Raw genomic sequence first — 17,630 nt, 5'->3', positions numbered from 1 at the left:
GCCCCAAAATATATTAAGAAGCAAGATGCCGTCAAAAAACGCTAAATGGATCACTGGGATTATCACCTTATTGCTGATCTTTCCGATTTTCATTGGTTTGATCGGCACTTTGCTTCCTGCGTTTGCGTATTTCCCCCCCCTTGGGGAGTACAATTTTTCTTTAGCGCCTTGGCGTAGTCTATTTTCCCAAGGTGAGTTTTACGCCAGTGTAAAACTCACGCTAATTACCGGTATCGCCGCGCCGTTACTCGCCCTTTGGTTCGCTCTGTCGCTATTGGCTTGGGGTTATCAACGTCCGTTTTTCCGTAAAGTCGAAGCTCTGCTCTCGCCTATTCTCGCCATTCCTCATGCGGCGATTGCCATTGGCTTGTTGTTCTTATTGAGTCCGTCCGGTTGGTTGGTGCGATTATTTAGCCCTTGGCTAACGGGATTTGATCGCCCGCCCAATTGGATTACCGTACAAGATCCCTATGGCGTTTCACTGATTCTCGCCCTTGTGATAAAAGAAATGCCTTATCTCTTGTTTGTCATGCTCGCCACCATGAAAAGCATCAAAGCACGAGAAAGCTTACAAGTTGGCCAAGCCCTTGGTTACAGCCGTTTTACTTTGTGGCGCAAGGTGTTAATTCCTCAGCTGTATCCGATTATCCGTTTGCCCATTTTCATTGTGATTGCCTTTAGTTTGACCGTGGTCGATTTGGCTTTGGTAATTGGCCCCAACACACCGTCTACGTTGGCAGTGACCTTGCTACGCTGGTTCAATGATCCCGATTTATCCATGCGTTTAATGGCCAGCGCTGGCGCGATAGCACTCATGCTTGTCATTGTGGTTGTTTTGGCTGGTTGGGAACTGGCGCATTTGTCGTTCAGCAAACTAAGCCGAGCTGAACGAAGTAATGGTAAACGCTCTGGCCTAACGGACAACTTACTTCGAGTTGGGGTTGCTTTGGGCTTGCTATGCTTACTGAATGCTTTTGTGGCTCTGGCTTTGCTGCCGATTTGGTCGCTTACTCGACGCTGGCGCTTTCCCGATGCTCTGCCAAGTCAATGGACGTGGGACAACATCGAACGAGCGACACCGCTACTAATGGACCTTACCGTAAACACCCTGACCATTGCTTTGATTGCCACGCTCATGGCGTGCGTCATAAGCCTTATCATGTTAGAAACAAAGCGCCACAGCAGTAAAGGTTCAAGCTTAAGCAAACCGCATGTGTTCGATTGGTTGATTTACGTGCCCATTCTTTTGCCACAGATTGGCTTTCTGTTTGGTTTGCACGTGCTGCTGATTTATCTGAACCTAAATGGCGACTTGTGCGCCATTATTGCTCTGCATTTGATGTACGTTTTGCCCTATGTTTACTTAACACTAAAAGGCCCCTACTTGGCCTACGAAGAAGAATACTTGCTGCAAGCCAATCGACTCAATCATCGTCCTTGGCGCAATTATGTCTTAGTGAAAATCGCCATGCTAAAACCCGCTATATTCACCGCCTTTGCGATTGGTTTTTCCGTCAGTATCGCCCAGTATTTACCGACACTGATTGCTGGTGAAGGCCGCTACAGCACATTAACCACAGAAGCCGTTGCACAAGCGTCATCAGGCGACAGAAAGCAAGTTGGCAGCATGGCAATGCTACAAGCTTTCTTTCCCATCATGGTGTTTTGGCTCGCGCAATTCATTCCACCACGTTGGACCAAATGGCGCTTGGCGTTAGACGCTTTATTTAGCAAAAAAAATAGAAGGAATAACAAGTGCTCAGTGTAAATGCGTTTTCTTTGTCATTGGACGGCAAGGCACTCATTAAAGATTTAAGCTTCGAGATCGCCAGCGGACAAGTCTTGTCTATCATGGGGCCAAGCGGTATTGGCAAATCCAGCCTTCTGCATTTTTTAAGCGGCTCTTTATCGCCTAACTTAATCACCACTGGCGAAGCCTTTTTAAACAACCAAGCCTTGCACACAAAGTCTACCCAAGAACGAAAAGTCGGCTTATTACAACAAATGCCCTTGTTGTTCCCTCACATGAGCATCATAGAAAACCTACTCTTTGCCATCCCTGCCGACATCAAAAAATCTGCACGAATCGACATGGCGCAAGACGCTTTAGAAAAACTCGGCATTCCCGACAAAGCCAACGCACTACCGAAAGAACTCTCCGGTGGACAACAAGCTCGTGTTGCCCTGCTCCGCACCCTACTTTCTCAACCCGACTACTTACTGCTCGACGAACCCTTCAGCAAACTCGACCCAGCCCTGCGTCGCGACGTACGCGCTTTTGTACTAAACGAAATACGCCACGCCAACATACCCGCACTGCTCGTTACACATGACCCAGAGGACGCCAAAGCCATGGAAGGAGACTGTTTGGAATTGGGGATATTGATTAGCACTTTATACTAGTACGAAAGAAGAAATCGCTTTATTATTTGTGATTAATTATCTAACTAGCAACATCTATAATATTAGTTATTCCATCAAAATTATTTTAATAAAGACCAAGGAAGTCAAAATGAATTTCTATGCCTTACGAGTTTCTTTAGTTGCTTCGGAGCCACAACTTTTCGACAACCAAAACATGTCAAAAGATATTTATACATTTGAAGATGCAATTCATCATGCAGAAGAAAGGCCTCCAGAAAATGAGCAAAAAGAAAAATTATACTCAATAAAAGTAATAGTCGAAGATCGCAGTATTGGCGTAATGTCAGGCATGGTTGCAAAAGCTAAAAATTTTAATGGCCATGATATAGAATTTAAGGAATATAGTGTAGATGATTACCCGCCACTAATTTGGTTCTGGGATAGAGAACAGCAAGTCATTTTAGTTGAGAAAAAGACTAATGTATTTCCTACCCCAAATTCTGCATGTAAAGCGTTCATATCGATATCAAACAATATTGAGTTGGCCGAAATGGGATTAAGAGTAGATATTGAACCAGTTTTAAATGAGTCTGATTCTAATTTTTGGGAAGAATATGACAAGTTTGATTATGTAGAATCTGTTACTTTTGAATTAATTCCACCAAACTTATTCGGCAACACAGAAAAAGAAATGAAGGAAGCTTTAAATGAAACATCCGAACTTACAAATGCTAATAAAATTACAACTATTTTTGAAAACAAAGACTCAAAGTTGAACCTAAAAAGTGATGGCTGGTTGAAAAACTTAGTCAGCTGGTGCCGAAAAGGTGGTGGTAACTGGAGACTAAGAGGCAGACTCTCTGGACATAACAAGCAATTGTCAAACGTAAAAAGTGAAAAGACGGCAAAAATGATTTTCATGGAAGGAAACATAACAGAACTTCAATTGGAAAATTATGGCCCAGAAGAAATATTACAAATTCTTGAAATCCATAGGTCTGAATATGATTACCATATATCAAAAGAAGAAAAGTAATGTATAAAAAAGCATTTTTCTTTAGTCTTATTTTTTTGCTAAGCCTAGCTTTTTCTTCTGGTGATGAAAAAGCATTCCGCATACTAGAAAGTAACGCACCCGGTATATTAGGAGCTATATTAGGTGGAATAATTGGTGGTATTTCTATAATTTTCAGTGTAATAATAACTATTTCGTCCTCAACGAATAAGAGAGTATTTTTTAATTCATTAAATGGATTTTTAAGAGAGCTTAAAACTGATATATTTGTTTTATTGATGTGCTTGATGGCCTCTTTATTGCTTCCTTATCTAAGAGTAAGAGGAGTGCCTCTATTAAACTACCCTAAACATGAGCTGATTCCAAACAGAGACATATTTTATACAACACTTGAAATTGCATCTATTATAATATCCCTCGCAATTATATTAGAAATATTTAATATAATATTTATGCTGCTTTCTCATTTCTTAACGAAAGTAGAAAACGAGAAGGACTGTAGCACTACTGAAGACAAAACCTAAACCAACAAAAACTTTTTACGATATTGGCTGGGAGTTTGGGCAAACAACCCTTTAAAGGCATGGATGTAGGCGGAGTCAGATTGATAACCTAACTCCAAGGCGATGTTCTGAATAGATAGGTTCTTTTCAAGTAACTGTAGCGATAAAACCAATCTGATATTTTGTCGCCACATGGCGAACGATTGGTTAAATTCTTTCGCGCACAGCCTTGATGAGGTCTTCACAAAGCCGTGTATACCTTTGCCCATGATCGCTATGATTATTAGCGTGGAGCATTTAACGACCACAGCCTAACCTTCGGAGCTTTTGGTGAGAACCTTACAATATCGTCTTTAGACGAGTCCGATATAAAGATTGGCGATAAGTTTAGTATTGGGGAATGCATTTTAGAAGTCAGCCAGCCAAGAATGCCCTGTTATAAACTCGGTATTGCCTTAAACAACAGCAAAGCACCTAAACTGTTTACTAAAAGCTATTGCACTGGTGTTTACTTCAGAGTCATAAAAGAAGGTGTAATTCAAACGGGTGATGAGGTCAAAAAAATCAGTAAACACCCTAATTCAGTGAGCGTTAAAACCTTGTTTAGAGCCCTTTTTGATAAGGATTATCAAGACACACATGCTATATTTTCCAAAGCACTTATGATTGACGAGTTAGCACCAGAATGGAGAAATATCCTCTCTGAGCGCATACAAAAACCGGATAGACTATGAGCCAATACCTAAAATCAACAGGATGATTCACTATGGGCAAAGTAATAGAAACAACACTTCCTCACACTAGCCTCCTCACTGACCGTATTCAGCAGTCAGACTTCGTGGATTGTTACTCTGTTCAATCCAATCTCTCTCCTCGCGAAGCAGCTGAGATTGTTACTGACTTCCCCAGCTGGGCTCGTTTATTAGTACGTATACGAAATTCTGTTGTTTCTAAATTTGGCTTATCAAGCGATACATCAGAAGGCCCTAACAAAACAGGCTTCTTCCCTATTGAGTCTGAAACCGATCAAGAATTGATCGCTGGGTTTAATGATAAACATTTAGACTTTAGAATCTCTGTCATGTCTAAAGATGGTCGAGTATTTTTATCGACTTGGGTTCATCCCCATAATCTTGGTGGAAAAATTTATCTTAAAACTATTCTTCCTTTTCATGTGTTAATTGTTCGAAATGCATTGGCTCGCGTTCAGTCGTTAAACCTGTCACGAAATACTTAAAACCAAACGACTTAAATCAGTCACTCTTTAAAGGGAAATCACTATGCCAGAACTCAAAGCGGAAAGGTCCATCGCAGAAAAGTTCCTCAAGGAAATGGTGAAAGCCGATGACACAAGCAACTATGATTTGTTTGTTAAACATTACGAAGAGCAAGATCTGGTCGATTTCTCTCCGGAACGCTTTGAACAAGATATCAAACACATGCAAGCCAGAAATGGCCGAAACGTGGGTTACGAGTATTTTGGTGCTTTACAAGGCTATCGAAATGGCAATCATGACGGTTGCTTTCGCTTTGTGTGGAAAGGCATTTACGAAAAACGAGAAGCCCTAATTACCATTGACATTCACTGCAAAGATGGTACTTGGCATGCCAATGAGTCGACTGTTCGCTAGAGCTAATCGAAATACAAAATGCAGAGAACGAATCCCCCCACCCCAAGGGACAAGGAATCGGTGCTTCATTGGATTAACACTAAGGTGCATACGTCATTCACGCGAAGGCGGGAATCAATCACTTATGGTCATCGAAAATAGTCCTATTTAGACAACCCCACTGGTTTCCCGCCTTCGCGGGAATGACAATCGTGGCTATGATTATTAGCGCCACAAGCAGCGAGGAACTCTAGATTACACCCGAAGAGATTAATCTAAAAACTCTTCCACCTTAGCCCCTTTATAGTATCACTTCTATCACTTACCGCGCCTTCAATTTAACTCACACCACCTTTTTCTTTTATAACGTAGTAAAACAATAAAGAAATAACACTACAGCATTAATAGTTAGATATGTAATATTTAAAATGATAAAACATTACATATCTAAACTTTAGAGATGACATCTATTTACTATTTATATTTTCTTCTCTAAACGCCTGTTTTTAGGGCGTTTGCGCGCATTTTTAGAGCACAAAAACACGCTTATTTTCTTGATAGAAATGTGAATTTATGACTTTTTTAATATTTTTTACACTTTCTTCTATCTATTTGTTTTGAGCATTTTTTTTTGGTTGTTTTCCCTCAATTTTACTTCTTTCTCTACTGTTATTTGGCAGTTTTTCTATTTTATAGCCTTGCAAGTGACAAGTTATTTAATTACTACTGTATGAAGTTTTTAAATTATCTAAGAGTAAAAGAGTTCTTTTCAGGGAGACGTTCATGCAGAAATTATGGCAAGACAATATCATCTTCGCTGAAAAATTGCGGAAGCAGTTACACGCTCATCCAGAACTTAGTTGGCAAGAAAAAAACACTGCGTCATTGGTTCGCAGCCAACTCGATGAATTAGACATTCCATGGCGAGCTTGTGCTGACACAGGAACCGTAGCTTGGCTCAACAAAGAAGCCAAAGGCGCGGCGATTGCCTTGCGAGGCGATATGGATGCCTTACCGATTAACGAGCAAACAGGCAAAGAATGGCAGTCGGTGAACCAAGGCTGCATGCACGCTTGTGGTCACGACGGGCACACAGCCACCTTGCTGGCAACGGCTCGTTGGTTGAAACAGTTTGAAAAAGAGTTACCTCAACCCGTGGTACTCATCTTTCAGCCAGCCGAAGAAGGCTTTCACGGTGCCCGTGAAATGATTAAAGACGGCGCATTGGATAATGTTGGTGAGATTTACGGCTGGCACAACTGGCCTGCTCTGCCTTACGGCACAATCGCTTGCCCTGACGATATTGTGATGTGTGGCAATGGCACGTTTAGCATGGAATTCAAAGGCCGTGGCGGTCACGCCAGCCAACCAGAGTTGTGCGCAGATCCATTGTTGGCAGCAAGCGCTGTGAACGTGGCATTGCAACAAATCGTCAGTCGACGTATTGCTCCGCAAGCCACAGCGGTGATCAGTGTCACGCAAATTCACGGCGGAACCGCGCCAACGGTGATTCCAGAAACAGCAACGTTAAGCGGTAGCATTCGTGTTCCCGATGAAGAGACTCGACAAAAGATCAACCAGCAGATCTCCGAAGTCGCCACCTACACAGCGGCAGCTTACGGAGTGAAAAGCACGATCGAACATAACATGCGCTATCAGGCAACCATTAATCATAAAGCCCAAGCGACATACGCGAGAGAGCTTTGGCAGTCACTTTACGGTGAACAATCCCTTAATCATGGGCAAGCTTTGCCTATCATGGCATCGGAAGATTTCAGTTATTACCTGCAAGCCATTCCCGGTGCGTTTGCCCTAATCGGCAGCGACGATGGCGAAGGCTACAACGTGTCTTGCCATAGTCCACATTACGATTTCAATGACCGATTGATTGCTGATGTCTGCCGTTGGTTTTGCCAACTTGCGGGCCTAACCGATCAATCACTACCAACATAGCAGTCAAAGAAAAAATCATTAAACCAGAAGAAAACCAAACCTAGTTCTAGGAGGCGTTATGACTATTTTCGAACAACGAGAATCCAATATTCGAGCCTATGCTCGCACATACCCAACGGTTTTTGTTACGGCAAAGAACTCGCGCCAAACAGACGAGAACGGTAAGGAATACATAGATTTCTTCGCAGGCGCAGGCGTACTTAACTTTGGTCACAACAACCCACACATGAAAGAAGCCATGATTGACTACATGCAAAAAGATGGCGTGTTGCACAGCTTGGACATGCAAACCCAAGCTAAAGCGCGATTTATGCAGAAGTTTACCGATGTGATTCTAAAACCGAGAAATATGCCTCATCGCCTTCAGTTTATGGGACCGACAGGCACCAACGCTGTTGAAGCAGCAATGAAGCTGGCGCGTAACGCGACTGGCCGCCATAACATCGTCGCCTTTAGCCAAGGTTTTCATGGTATGACTCTGGGCGCGTTAGCGGCGACAGCAAACGAATATTTCCGTCAGGCTTCAGGTGTGCCTTTGCTGCATGTCAGTCACGAATTGTTTGATCAAGAGCACGATCAAGCTGCTTCACTTGCCGCATTAGATGCATTAGCCGATCAGTATCGCGATCCTTCTAGCGGTATCAAGCCACCAGCGGCCTTCATGGTAGAAACCATCCAAGCAGAAGGCGGCGTCAACGTTGCCAGCAAAGAATGGATGCAGAAGCTGGAAAAACTAGCCAAAGAATTTGGCTCCGTGCTAATCGTTGATGATATCCAAGTAGGCTGCGGTCGTACGGGATCTTACTTTAGCTTTGATGATATGGGCATCAACCCTGACATCATCACCCTAGCCAAAGGCATAGGCGGTGCAGGCACTCCAATGGCGATGAATTTAGTACATCCCGATTTGGATAAGCATTGGTCACCGGGTGAACACACAGGCACCTTCCGTGGACAGAACCTATCCTTCGTTGCGGGTGAGGTCGCTCTCACTTACTTTGAAGACGATAAACTGATGTCGGAAGTCGTAGAAAAAGTTAAAACCGTGCGCGACGCATTACAGCCATTGGTTAGCGAAAACAGCGCCAAAGAACTGCGCGGCAAGGGCCTTATTCTTGGCTTGGACATGGGCAGTGGCGAAGTCGCGGCGAAAGTCGTACAACGCTGCTTCCAACACGGCTTGATGCTGGGCGCTTGCGGCAGCGGCGGTCGAGTATTGAAGATCATTCCACCCTTGACCATTCCTGACGCAGATTTGATAGAAGGCTTGGATATTTTAAAAGACGCTGTACGTTTCGTGATGGAGGAAGCCGCATGATTGAACGTGATGATATGACTTTTACCTTTGCTGAATACCAACGTCGCTTGGGAGAACTGCGTAATCGCATTGCCGAGCGCCGCTTGGATGCGATAGTGATCACCGATCCAGAAAACATTGCGTATTTAACGGATTACCAAACAACTGGTTACTCCTTCTTTCAGGCGTTAGTCATTCCGCTTGAACAAGAACCTTTTATGATTACTCGGGCACTGGAAGAGTCAAATGTATTTGCTCGTACTTGGATAGAAAAAACTCGCCCTTATCCAGATACAGGCGATGCCATCCAAATGCTAGTAGATGCGTTGCGGGAATTTGGTTTGGCGGATAAGCGTATTGGTTATGAACGCAACAGCTACTTCTTTCCTGCTTACCAGCAGGACTGTATTCATACCACCTTGAAAAACGCCAAATTGATGGATTGCTTCGGTATCGTTGAAGAAGGCCGAATCTGCAAATCTCAAGAAGAAATCATGGTAATGCGCCGTGCGGCACTGGCGACAGAGGCTGGCATGAAAGCCGGTATTGAAATTTGTCGTCCCGGCATCACGGAAAACGAAATAGGTGCAGAAATTGCGGCAGCGATGTTTCGTGAGGGTGGTGAAACGCCAGCAGTCATGCCATACGTGACATCTGGCCCACGAACCATGATAGGCCACGCCACCTTCGAAGGCCGCACTATTCTACCCGGTGAACATGTCTTCCTAGAAGTGGGCGGTTGTTATCGCCGTTATCACACCGCCATGATGCGCACTGTGATTCTTGGCGAACTGTCCGATGCTATGTATCAATCCCAAGAAATTATGAAACGTGCTCTCAATGAAATTCATCGCGTGGTACAACCGGGAATGACAGTGTCTGACGTGGATAATATGGTGCGAAACATCATCATGGACAACCAAGTTGGCGCTAGCTTGATTACTCGCTCCGGTTACTCCATCGGCATCGCTTTTCCACCAAGTTGGGATGAAGGCTACATTATCAGTATGAAACAAGGCAATTCGGCGGTGTTAAAACCTGGCATGACCTTCCATATGATTCCGTGGATGTGGGGGATTGAAGGCGATAAGACCTGCGGTATTTCGGACACGATTGAAATCACCGAGGATGGCTGTCGCTCTTTCTTTAATTTGGATCGTGACTTTACGGTAAAACCCGACTCCGGCGTGGCAGTGCCTCAGGAAAAGAAAGCGATTGACCTGTCCAGCACCTTGCCAGCAAAAGAAGAAGTCAAAAAATCCAAATCGAACACCAAGCAAACAGAGAAAGCGGCCAGCTAATTAGGAGGTGATTATGTTAACAGCAGCCAAACTAGAAACCGCAACGCTTGAAAGCATTAACCCCACAACTGGGCAAGCTCTACCCTCTTGCTCCGCCTTGAGTCTTAATGAGGCAAATGCGGCTATCGATAAAGTGGCAAATGGTTTTGCCCATTGGAAATCCCAAAGCTTTCAAAAACGCGCGGCAATACTAAAAGCCGTTGCGCTGTCACTTAGAGACAACAAACAAGAGTTGGCCGATCTAATGGCGCTAGAGATGGGCAAACCCGTTAAAGAAGGCATTGCCGAAGTCGAGAAAAGCGCTTGGTGCGCGGAATATTACGCGGATAACGGTGAAGCATTTCTGACACCGGAAACCTTAGAATCGGACGCGAGCCACAGTTATGTGCAATACCCTCCTCTTGGTACGGTTTTGGGCATCTTGCCTTGGAACGCCCCTGTTTGGTTGGCATTGCGCTTCCTCGCACCGGCTTTAATGGCGGGGAATACTTGCGTTCTGAAGGCTGACCCTAATGTGCCTGCCACGGCGAATAAATTGGTTGAATGCTTTTATCAAGCGGGCGTACCTGACAATGTAGTTGCTAACTTAGCGGTTACAAATCCGGTGGCGAGCAAAATGATCGATCACCCAAGAGTTAAAGCCGTCTCTTTCACAGGCTCTAGCAAGGCGGGACAATTTATTGCATCGCAAGCCGCTGCGGGATTAAAGCCCGCCGTATTAGAACTGGGGGGTTCTGATCCTTGCATTCTGATGGCCGATGCGGAGTTGGAAAAAGCCCTCGATATTATCACGCTCTCGCGCATGATTAATGCAGGGCAATCTTGTATCGCCGTGAAACGCCTGTTTGTCGAAAAATCGATTTATAACGAAGTTTGCGAGGGCCTAAGAGAGCGCTTTAGCAACCTCAAGTGTGGCGATCCAAGAGACGAAAGTAATAATCTAGGGCCATTGGCGAGAGAAGATTTACGGGATCAACTGCACCGCCAAGTATCGGCAAGTATCGATGCCGGTGCGCGCTGTTTAACAGGCGGCGATTTACCTTCTCGCTCAGGTTTCTTCTATCCGCCGACATTATTGGTCGATGTAAAACCTGGCATGACCGTGTTTGAAGAAGAGACCTTTGGGCCAGTACTTAGCGTGACGCCGATTGATACGATTGATCAAGCGCTGGATCTGGCGAACGATACCGAATATGGCTTAGGTGCCAGCATCTGGACCAATAATCAAGTGACTATAGATCGAGCGATTGAGACACTGGAATCAGGTCAAATTGCCGTCAATGGCATCGTGAAGAGTGACCCAAGATTGCCATCAGGCGGGATTGGTAAATCCGGTTATGGACGTGAACTTGGCCCGCAAGGCATACGGGAGTTTGTTAACGTACAGCAGATTTGGATTGCTTAGGCGGGATTTTGTCACGTTAACACATAAAAACACATTTCGAGTTAGCTCATACGAGACTAACTCGAAATGCAAAACCTTTATTCTTTTATGTATTTACGAAAAGCCGCCAAAGCGCCTTTTGCATCGACCTGTCGATCCGCTACGGAATCTAACCAAACTTGATCAATGCCTTTCGTCAATTTGCCCATCTCAATGACTCGTGGATCATTTTTATCCAAAGTAACCACGTTTATGCCGTTTTCTTGCGCATAGGCAATTCCCTTGGTTGCATCTTCTTGCCAAGCTTTACCCGCCATACGCGAAAGCTTCTCTCCAGATACACTCATAATCGCTTTTTGATCCTGTTCACTGAGCTGATCAAAGGTATATGGATTCATCACAATACTAAACACCGTGGTATAAAGACCATTCGGGAACAGCGTTAAATCACTTGTTACTTCCGCTAAGCGATACGATTTTTGCTCCCCCGTTGGCAAAAAGGTCCCTTCTACAATGCCTTGTTGCAGCATTTCATATGACTTACTGGCTGGAGCGATAACAGGTGTCACATCTAAGCGTTTTGCAAGCTCATTGACCATGCCGCCACCAAGCCGGATTTTCTTACCCTTTAAATCCTCTAAACGGTTAACCGGAAAAGTGGTTTGCATCTGACCCGGTGCATGAACAAACATCCCCAGCAATGTTAAACCATCGTATTCATTGGCAGGTTTAAAGTACTCTTGTTGAACGCGCCAAAGGGCACTGGAAGCGGAAGCCGCATCAATCGTTTCGCCAGGGATCTCGGCAATACTGGTCAGTAAAAAGCGCCCTGAAAGATAGGCATTCACACTAAATCCCACGTCGTAAATACCATCTTCAACACCGGAAAAAATGGATTTGGGATGGCCGGTGTAGTTGATGATTTCTACATCTACTCGCCCTTCTGTTGCCTCTTCTACCCATTTCGCCCATGTCGGCCAAACCACCGCATTTTGTGGATTACTGTTTGGTGCCCAAGTCGCCACTCGGAGTGTTGTTGTGCTCTGAGCAAGAACAGCACTGCTCGCAACACAACCTAGCGCCAAACCCAAAAGTGTTGTTTTAATTTTTGACATTCGATTTTCCTCATTTTTTTATTGTTGTTTTACATTCCGAAATTCAAGACGTCTTTTGTCTATTCACCTCTTATTCTTCGTAATAGAACTCAGGAAAGATGGCATTATCATTTGGGTACTGGCCCGGTTGAACTCGGACCTCACTGACATTAACGCTTGGGTCTGTACCTGGTCTTGGGTCCCAAATGGCGTCATCGCCTAACCAGCGAGTCGAAAACGCCAACCTGTCTTGGCTGGCTGATTTGTTACCCGGTGCACCATGCAGCGTCCAAGCCGAAAAAATCAACGCATCGCCCGGCTGAAGTTCGTAACTGATGATGTCGAAGCTGTCGCGGTCGGCTTCTATATCAGGACAAGGAACACCCTCGCCTTTTCCTGTCCAACCGATATTGGCATTTTTGTCAGACGTTCCGAATGCCTCCGGCAGATAAAACACATTGTCATTATTCGAACCTCTGACAAACTCTAAGCCGCTGCCTTCAAGAGTCACTGGCGTTAATGCCAACCAAATAGACGCAATTTGCTTACCTCTAAAGGGCCAATAAGGCACATCTTGGTGCCAAGGTGTTGGGGTGTTTGATTGTGTGGTTTTGATAAGAAGATGATCAAAATAAAAGCGACTGGATTTGCTTTGCATTGCCTGTGCAGCAAGACGCGCACAGCCGGAATCTTTGGCATAGCGATACACAAGGTCATTCGAACGCCATAGATAACGGTCGGTAAACATACGACCAGTTTTCTGACCGGGGTTAGCGTCGTTCGCCAGCTGGCTTGGATTGTCTATTTGGTATTGACCAAAAGCCGCCAGCTTTTCAATCCAACTAGGATCTACAGCATTGCGTACGCATACCACACCGTCTTTTTGATATTGTGCAATTTCAGCACTAGAAAGGTTTCTATGGCTCATAATATTTTCCTTTGTTTTTATTGTTGACCAAAATATAGCCTAAGCCATATCATCAAATAACCTGATAAATCTGATATGCATTATGGAAAATTTTGATTCCGGCTCCCTGAGCCTTAAAAACCTAAAAACAATAAAGCTGATATATGAGCTTGGCTCGATAACCGCAGCGGCCACGGCATTGCAGCAAAATCAACCCACTGTAAGCTACACGCTCGAACAGATGCGTTTGGCATTTGGGGATCCGCTTTTTGTTCGCTCCGGCAGAGGCGTTGCTCCCACCAGCCGCTGTCACCAAATTATGCCGAACATAGAAAATCTACTTAAAGGCATGACCGAACTGTTTCAGCCCACTGATTTTGTGCCGAGCGAGGCCGATTTAAGTATTACGATTTCCTGTAACCTTTACGAACTGCAAGTGCTTATGCCTACCTTAGTGGAGCGGTTAAGCACGCTCGCACCGAATATCCACTTGAACTTTATCCAGTCAAATATGAATGGTCATAAACAACTTCAGCAGGGATTGTGCGACATATTACTGTCTCCTGTTACCCACGATTATGAGACGCTCTACAAACGTCCTTTATACAAAGACCGTTATGTTTGCTTAATGTCGCAGCAACACGATTTGGCAGATAAAGACATGACACTAAGTGAATACATCGCGGCGAAGCACATAGAAATAAGTTATGAAGGCGGTTGGAAACCGCTTTATCTGAGCATGTCGGAACTACAGGGCGTGAATCTCACCATAGCACTGCGCCTTCCGAGTGTTTCCAATTTTATTTCAAGAATGGCTGGCAAGGAGCTAATTGTCACCCTACCTGAACGGCTTGCCCGTATTATTGGAGGTCCGATGATTATCAAAAATTGCCCATTTGAAAGTAGTTTTGAACTCAGTCTTTACTGGAACAAACTCACTCATCACTCCCAAGCGCATCAGTGGCTTAGAAGCCAAATTATTGATATCTGCTCGGAGTGATCACATGAAGCATTCGGTTACTGGAAGAAGGCAAATAGCCCCTTATTGACTGTAAAAAAAAGCAATAAGGAGCGATAGAAGAGTCACACGAACAAGTCGTGTTTGAAGATTAAAGCGTAGCAACAAATACTTTAGAGAAACTGGTTTTTTCTTGAATATCTATATTTAGACGCAGTCTTCGAGAAATATCACTGGCTGAGAAAATGCCTCGAATCTTGTGATTTTCATGATCAATTACAAGACAGTGACGCTCACCGTTATCTTTAAGAGCGTTAATCACATCAGAAATGCTAGCCTTAGAAATATCCTTCCAATCCAATGCTTTTAAATGTTTTTTCGCTGTCATGAGTTCAGCGACGACAATTTCATTACGCTCCAAACCTTCCGATACTTTCTGAACAATCTTTCGTTCGATCAAATCATCAGAGCTAACAACACCAATAAAATGTTTTTTCTCATCAACCACAAGTTTCAATCTTACGTGCTCTTTTTGCATGAGCTCTTTCACTCTCAACACAGATGCTGTGGACTCAATAACCAAAGGTTTGATGTTTTGAAAATCCGTAAAGAAAGCTAATGCAGGCGAGTCGATAGTAAGGTCGTAATTTTCTTCAGGCCAAGCCAATTCGTCGATGTTGGTCGTTGGATAGAAATCAAGTTTTTTCATGTAAAGCCGCTCCGAAGTTCTGTCTTGTAATTAATCTAATATAAAAACGGTGTCTGCTATAACCATATCTCAATCATTATGCATAAACTAATAGATAGGTGCTAAAAATATTAATTACAAGCCTTAGGAACGCGTCTACGGGCGATTTTGTGCTATTTCTGTCGGTTCCTGACGCCAAATCCCCTTGAGCTAGGCCTTTTTATCCTTAGCTATAGTCGTTCTTTCATCATATTTGCTAGGATCAAATCATGGTGAATTGGCTAAATGATAGAGAACGTAGGAAAACGATGACGCATCCCGAGCTTTCAACAAACAACCTCATGAACGATGTAATGACTCAATGTGAGAAATTTTATTATCAAATGGGGCCATTTAGTGCGTTAACTGAGTTCGAAAAAGCCAGCGTTGAACGAGACATTCGAGTAAAAATCAGTCACCTAAGCGAGCTGTCCAAGGGCTACAGTCACGTTGCAATGATGTATTTACAAGTCGCCCTGGGCAACCAAAAAGAAGTCAGCAAGGCGTTTTTCGAAACACTGAATTATTTAGATAATTCAACCATTTACTCTAACTACGCCTCTCACCTTAACTGTCTGGGCTTTCCAAAAATGGCGGTTCAGGTGCTCGAAGATTACCTCGCATCCACACCGGCCGCCATGAGCGTGATTGTTTTATTAAGCAATCTGTATAAAGGCATGGGAGCGTTTGCGAAAGACGCGAAACTGATGGAAACGTATTTAAAATCTCACCGCCCTCAAGAAACCGCATTACAGGAATATCTTGTCAGCCATGGCATTAGCCCAGAAGAAACCGAACAATATTTCACACTTGTCAGCAATTATTTTCTTGCTCAACGCATCGAGCATTACAAGATTTCACGCCGTATCGTAAAAGACCATGACGATAAAGATTGGCTTTGCACGGAATTCCAGATTGAAGACGAGTTAAGCTCAGATCAAATTCACTCTATTAACCTAGGGCTTTCCTCTTTACTGGCAAGCAGCAACCTATCGAAAAAAGCTTCTGAGCATTTCATTACCCAAATTTACTAAGGGAAATCGCTATAAACCCGACCATCTAATCCAAGCACGCATTCAACCAACCTAACGAATGAAAACATTCGAGCTAGCGCTCTCATAAGTGTAAAGTAGCCAACAATACAAACCGTCAAATCGTTATACAGAACAACGAGGTAAGAATGAACCCAGTACAGAAACAGTACAAGATGAAAGGCATGCTGATTACCGAATACGAGTTGGACGTACCTTTAGATTGGGCTGGCTTTAGCAAAAGCCCTGAAAACAACCAAACGATTACGCTGTTTGCTCGCGAAGTGGTTGATATAAACCGCTCCGATGAAGAGTTGCCTTTATTGCTATTTTTACAAGGCGGCCCTGGCGGCAAATCCCCTCGTCCAATGCCTGGTTCCCCATCTTGGATGGCGGAAGCGCTGAAAACCCATCGAATTATACTGATAGATCAACGTGGCACAGGCCGCAGCAGCCGAATTGATACCGACCTGATTCGTAAATTGTCTGCCGAGGAAGGCCGAGACTACCTGCTTAAATTCCGTGCCGACAGCATTGTTGCGGACTGCGAACACTTACGTAAGACGATATATGGCGGTCGTTTATTTGAGACACTAGGACAAAGCTATGGCGGCTTTATCACTTTAACTTATTTATCCCAAGCGCCAGAAGGTTTGGCGGCGTGTTATGTGACAGGCGGTTTAGCGGGACTAGAAGAGTCGGCACAAGAGGTTTATCAGCTTACCTATCAGCGCGTGATTGAGAAAAACCAAGACTATTATGCCCGCTACCCAGAAGACGCAAAAACCATGGCAAGAATTGCCGAGTGCTTAAGCAACGACAAAGTGCTATTGCCCGATGGTGACCCCCTTACTCTAGAACGATTCCAAAGCATTGGCATTCTATTGGGCATGGGACCGGGCATCGATCAAGTCCATTGGTTAATTGATGAAGCCTTTGCTGGCAGTGATAAGAGCCGCCTAAGCGATGCCTTTTTAGAACAAGTGATGAACATCACCAGCTACCATGAAGGCCCGCTTTTTGCTGTCATTCATGAAAGCATTTATGGTCAACCGAACAAAAGCACCAGTTGGGAAGCCCAACAGTTGCGAGATCAGTTTAGTGAATTTGATGCGTCACACTCGCCTTTGATGCTAACAGGCGAAATGATTTACCCTTGGATGTTCGAGCAAATCGCATCGTTGCGCCCTTTTTCTGGCGCGGCGAATGCTCTAGCGGATTATCAAGATTATGCGCCACTTTATGATCTTGCCAAACTCGCCAACAACAAAGTGCCCGTTGTCGCTGCGGTTTATCACAACGACATGTATGTTCCTCGAGAGCTGTCACTGAAAACGGCGAAGCAAGTCGCTAATACTCAGGTGTGGATTACCAATAGCTACGAACACGATGGCGTGCGTCAATCTTCAGAGGTGTTCTGTAAATTGCGTGAACTGCTATTGGATCAAGGCGGCCCTTTACAAAATACAGCGCAGCCATAATACAA

The 17,630-nt window shown here is 44.3% G+C and carries 17 protein-coding genes and 1 pseudogene; 14 read left to right on the top strand and 4 right to left on the bottom strand.

Annotation, left to right across the window (positions count from 1 at the left end; translation table 11 throughout):
• Positions 1-25: 25 nt before the first annotated feature.
• The 4 genes from DFP75_RS03190 (at position 26) to DFP75_RS03175 (ending at position 3,903) form a co-directional block, all read left to right on the top strand.
• Entirely contained in the window at positions 26-1,768 is a 1,743-nt protein-coding gene (locus tag DFP75_RS03190; protein WP_110572156.1) for an ABC transporter permease, read from the top strand.
• Positions 1,756-2,403: an ATP-binding cassette domain-containing protein gene (locus DFP75_RS03185; protein ID WP_110572154.1), complete on the top strand. Its 648-nt coding sequence runs from the start codon at positions 1,756-1,758 to the stop codon at positions 2,401-2,403. Before DFP75_RS03190 ends, DFP75_RS03185 begins: the two co-directional genes overlap by 13 nt.
• Before the next feature lie 109 nt (positions 2,404-2,512).
• On the top strand, positions 2,513-3,400 hold the full coding sequence (locus DFP75_RS03180; protein ID WP_220032610.1) for a hypothetical protein: 888 nt from the start codon (positions 2,513-2,515) through the stop codon (positions 3,398-3,400).
• Positions 3,400-3,903, top strand: coding sequence for a hypothetical protein (locus tag DFP75_RS03175; protein ID WP_110572151.1), 504 nt, complete (start codon positions 3,400-3,402; stop codon positions 3,901-3,903). Before DFP75_RS03180 ends, DFP75_RS03175 begins: the two co-directional genes overlap by 1 nt.
• Here DFP75_RS03175 and DFP75_RS03170 read toward each other — a convergent pair.
• Positions 3,900-4,151 (bottom strand): helix-turn-helix domain-containing protein, encoded by a 252-nt coding sequence (locus DFP75_RS03170; RefSeq protein WP_281270036.1) that lies wholly within the window; start codon positions 4,149-4,151, stop codon positions 3,900-3,902. The two genes, DFP75_RS03175 and DFP75_RS03170, sit on opposite strands and share 4 nt — an antisense overlap.
• A 51-nt stretch (positions 4,152-4,202) precedes the next feature.
• Here DFP75_RS03170 and DFP75_RS18765 point away from each other — a divergent pair.
• The 7 genes and pseudogenes from DFP75_RS18765 to DFP75_RS03135 all read left to right on the top strand — a co-directional run.
• Positions 4,203-4,616: pseudogene (locus tag DFP75_RS18765) on the top strand (MOSC domain-containing protein); the annotation flags it as partial.
• Between the two features lie 32 nt (positions 4,617-4,648).
• On the top strand, positions 4,649-5,119 hold the full coding sequence (locus tag DFP75_RS03160; RefSeq protein ID WP_110572147.1) for a DUF2867 domain-containing protein: 471 nt from the start codon (positions 4,649-4,651) through the stop codon (positions 5,117-5,119).
• Positions 5,120-5,162: 43 nt separating this feature from the next.
• On the top strand, positions 5,163-5,513 hold the full coding sequence (locus DFP75_RS03155; RefSeq protein WP_110572145.1) for a hypothetical protein: 351 nt from the start codon (positions 5,163-5,165) through the stop codon (positions 5,511-5,513).
• Positions 5,514-6,275: 762 nt separating this feature from the next.
• Positions 6,276-7,445, top strand: coding sequence for a N(2)-acetyl-L-2,4-diaminobutanoate deacetylase DoeB2 (gene doeB2, locus DFP75_RS03150; protein WP_110572143.1), 1,170 nt, complete (start codon positions 6,276-6,278; stop codon positions 7,443-7,445).
• Between the two features lie 58 nt (positions 7,446-7,503).
• A complete protein-coding gene (locus DFP75_RS03145) occupies positions 7,504-8,763 on the top strand; it encodes an aspartate aminotransferase family protein (RefSeq protein ID WP_110572141.1) in 1,260 nt (419 codons plus the stop codon).
• On the top strand, positions 8,760-10,043 hold the full coding sequence (gene doeA, locus DFP75_RS03140) for an ectoine hydrolase (RefSeq protein WP_110572139.1): 1,284 nt from the start codon (positions 8,760-8,762) through the stop codon (positions 10,041-10,043). Before DFP75_RS03145 ends, doeA begins: the two co-directional genes overlap by 4 nt.
• 13 nt (positions 10,044-10,056) lie before the next feature.
• The gene (locus DFP75_RS03135) at positions 10,057-11,448 is read left to right on the top strand and encodes an NAD-dependent succinate-semialdehyde dehydrogenase (RefSeq protein WP_110572137.1); all 1,392 of its coding nucleotides are present in this window, start codon (positions 10,057-10,059) and stop codon (positions 11,446-11,448) included.
• Between the two features lie 77 nt (positions 11,449-11,525).
• Here DFP75_RS03135 and DFP75_RS03130 read toward each other — a convergent pair whose 3' ends face one another.
• Together DFP75_RS03130 and DFP75_RS03125 are read right to left on the bottom strand one after the other, a co-directional pair.
• On the bottom strand, positions 11,526-12,542 hold the full coding sequence (locus DFP75_RS03130) for a TRAP transporter substrate-binding protein (protein ID WP_110572135.1): 1,017 nt from the start codon (positions 12,540-12,542) through the stop codon (positions 11,526-11,528).
• A gap of 70 nt (positions 12,543-12,612) precedes the next feature.
• On the bottom strand, positions 12,613-13,449 hold the full coding sequence (locus tag DFP75_RS03125; protein ID WP_110572133.1) for a phytanoyl-CoA dioxygenase family protein: 837 nt from the start codon (positions 13,447-13,449) through the stop codon (positions 12,613-12,615).
• Positions 13,450-13,531: 82 nt separating this feature from the next.
• Between DFP75_RS03125 and DFP75_RS03120 the strand changes: the two genes are divergently transcribed.
• Entirely contained in the window at positions 13,532-14,428 is an 897-nt protein-coding gene (locus tag DFP75_RS03120; protein WP_110572131.1) for a LysR family transcriptional regulator, read from the top strand.
• Positions 14,429-14,537: 109 nt separating this feature from the next.
• Here DFP75_RS03120 and DFP75_RS03115 read toward each other — a convergent pair whose 3' ends face one another.
• A complete protein-coding gene (locus tag DFP75_RS03115) occupies positions 14,538-15,095 on the bottom strand; it encodes a CBS domain-containing protein (RefSeq protein WP_110572129.1) in 558 nt (185 codons plus the stop codon).
• A 248-nt stretch (positions 15,096-15,343) separates the two neighbouring features.
• Here DFP75_RS03115 and DFP75_RS03110 point away from each other — a divergent pair, with 248 nt between their 5' ends.
• Together DFP75_RS03110 and DFP75_RS03105 are read left to right on the top strand one after the other, a co-directional pair.
• Positions 15,344-16,147, top strand: a complete 804-nt coding sequence (locus tag DFP75_RS03110; protein WP_110572127.1) for a hypothetical protein — start codon at positions 15,344-15,346, stop codon at positions 16,145-16,147.
• 146 nt (positions 16,148-16,293) lie between these two features.
• Positions 16,294-17,625, top strand: a complete 1,332-nt coding sequence (locus DFP75_RS03105) for an alpha/beta fold hydrolase (RefSeq protein ID WP_110572125.1) — start codon at positions 16,294-16,296, stop codon at positions 17,623-17,625.
• Positions 17,626-17,630 lie beyond the last annotated feature (5 nt).

Source organism: Marinomonas alcarazii (assembly GCF_003208215.1).
Lineage (GTDB): Bacteria > Pseudomonadota > Gammaproteobacteria > Pseudomonadales > Marinomonadaceae > Marinomonas > Marinomonas alcarazii.
The sequence above is the reverse complement of the archived record's forward strand: the minus strand, read 5'-3'. Positions and strand labels throughout refer to the sequence as shown.